Annotated in this window: 2 protein-coding genes; both read right to left on the bottom strand. The window is 72.2% G+C overall.

All coding sequences use genetic code 11. From position 1 onward, the window contains the following. Window positions 1-184: 184 nt before the first annotated feature. The gene (locus GT042_RS16990) at window positions 185-745 is read right to left on the bottom strand and encodes an isochorismatase family protein (RefSeq protein WP_161309561.1); all 561 of its coding nucleotides are present in this window, start codon (window positions 743-745) and stop codon (window positions 185-187) included. 112 nt (window positions 746-857) lie between these two features. Then, window positions 858-1,531, bottom strand: a 674-nt coding sequence (locus tag GT042_RS16985; RefSeq protein ID WP_202532953.1) for a fibronectin type III-like domain-contianing protein, incomplete at its 5' end; no start/stop codon positions are given.

Raw genomic sequence — 1,531 nt, 5'->3', positions numbered from 1 at the left:
ACCCGGCGCGCCTGTCCGCCCGCGAGCTGCGGGACATGCCGGTGTCCGGCACGCTCCTGGCCGGCCGATGGACGTACCGCACGGGCTGACGCCCGCCGGGGAGGGAACCCCCGCGCGGGCCCCGGGGTTGTCGCCGACCGCGGGAAGCACGCGGGCGGTCACGGGCGGCCTTCGCCGGCGCACCTCACGGGGTGCCGGCGAAGTCCACGTCCTTGGTCACCACCGTCCCGGCCGTCCGCCCCGGCGCCGTCTGGAAGCTCCAGTACAGGTTCGTGTGCGCGATGACCTGGTCCGGCGGCGGCGCGCCCCACTGCGACTTGTCCCCCGTGGTGTGGGCGTCGCCGACCAGCGTCGCGTCGTAGCCCCTGGTCAACGCCCCGTGGAGCGTCGAGCGGACACACGCGTCGGTCTCCGCCCCGACCACCACCAGGCGCCCCACGGCGAGATCCGACAGCACGGTCTCCAGGGTGGTGTCCTCGAAGGAGTCGCCGTACCGCTTCCCGATCCGTGGCTCGGCGTCACCCGGCGTCAGCTCGGGGACGATCCGCCAGTCGTCGCTCCCGAGCTCGAGGTCCTCGTCGGAGTGCTGGACCCAGACCACGGGCACCTGCTCCCGCCGCGCTCTCTCGACCAGACCGCCGATGTTGGCCACGACCGCGTCCCGCTCGTGCGCCTCCCCGACCACGCCGTTCTGCACGTCGACCACAAGCAGTGCGGTGTTCGGCCGGTTCTCAAGCGTCGTCATGACTCTCCTTGCTCACGCTGGACTGATCCACGAATCCACCGTAGACCCGACCACTGACAACGGACCTCTGACAACGGACCTCCGACAGCGGACCTCTGACGACGGACCTCGTTCAGGTGCGCGTGACGGTGAAGCGGGCATGCAGTTCGCGTGTGTGGTCCACGTGTCTCGGCCCGCCCGTCAGCGTCACCGCTGTCGTGAACCTGATGTCGCTGCTGGACGCCGCCAGCCGCAGTTCCAGCCGCCCCGGCTCCACCACCCGGCGTCCGTCCCTGCCGGTGAAGGACGCCAGGTCCGCCGGAACCGTGACGCCGATCCTCGCCGATTCGCCCGGGTCGAGCGCGACCCGTACGTATCCGATCAGCCGCTGGACCGGCTGGACGACCGAGGCCACCGGGTCCCGGAGGTACAGCTGGACCACTTCGTCACCCGCCCGCTCACCGGTGTTGCGGACGGTGAAGGCCAGGGCGACGGCGCCGTCGGTGGGTACGGCGGGCGTACGGTCACCGTCCCCGCCGGTGTCGAGGTCCGACCAGACGAACGTGGTGTACGTCAGACCGTGCCCGAATCCGAAGGCCGGTGTGGGGTCGATGCTGGAGACCTCACTGGCCATGGCCAGCGGGGCGGCCAGATACGTGGAGGGCTGGGCGCCCGCCAGCCGGGGAACGCTCACGGGCAGCCGCCCGGAGGGGTTGATCCGGCCGCTGAGCACGCCGGCCACCGCGCCGGTGCCCTCCTGCCCGGGGAAGAACGCCTGCACGACCGCCGCCGCCTCGCGGGCCGCCC

It is taken from the genome of Streptomyces sp. SID3212 (assembly GCF_009865405.1).
In the GTDB taxonomy this organism is placed as follows: Bacteria; Actinomycetota; Actinomycetes; order Streptomycetales; family Streptomycetaceae; genus Streptomyces.
Note: the sequence above shows the minus strand (reverse complement) of the source record. Positions and strands in the feature narration are given on the sequence as shown.

Coding starts and splice junctions, on each gene's coding strand:
- GT042_RS16990 (WP_161309561.1), bottom strand. CDS start 745: ATGACGACGCTTGAGAACCGGCCGAACACCGCACTGCTTGTGGTCGAC.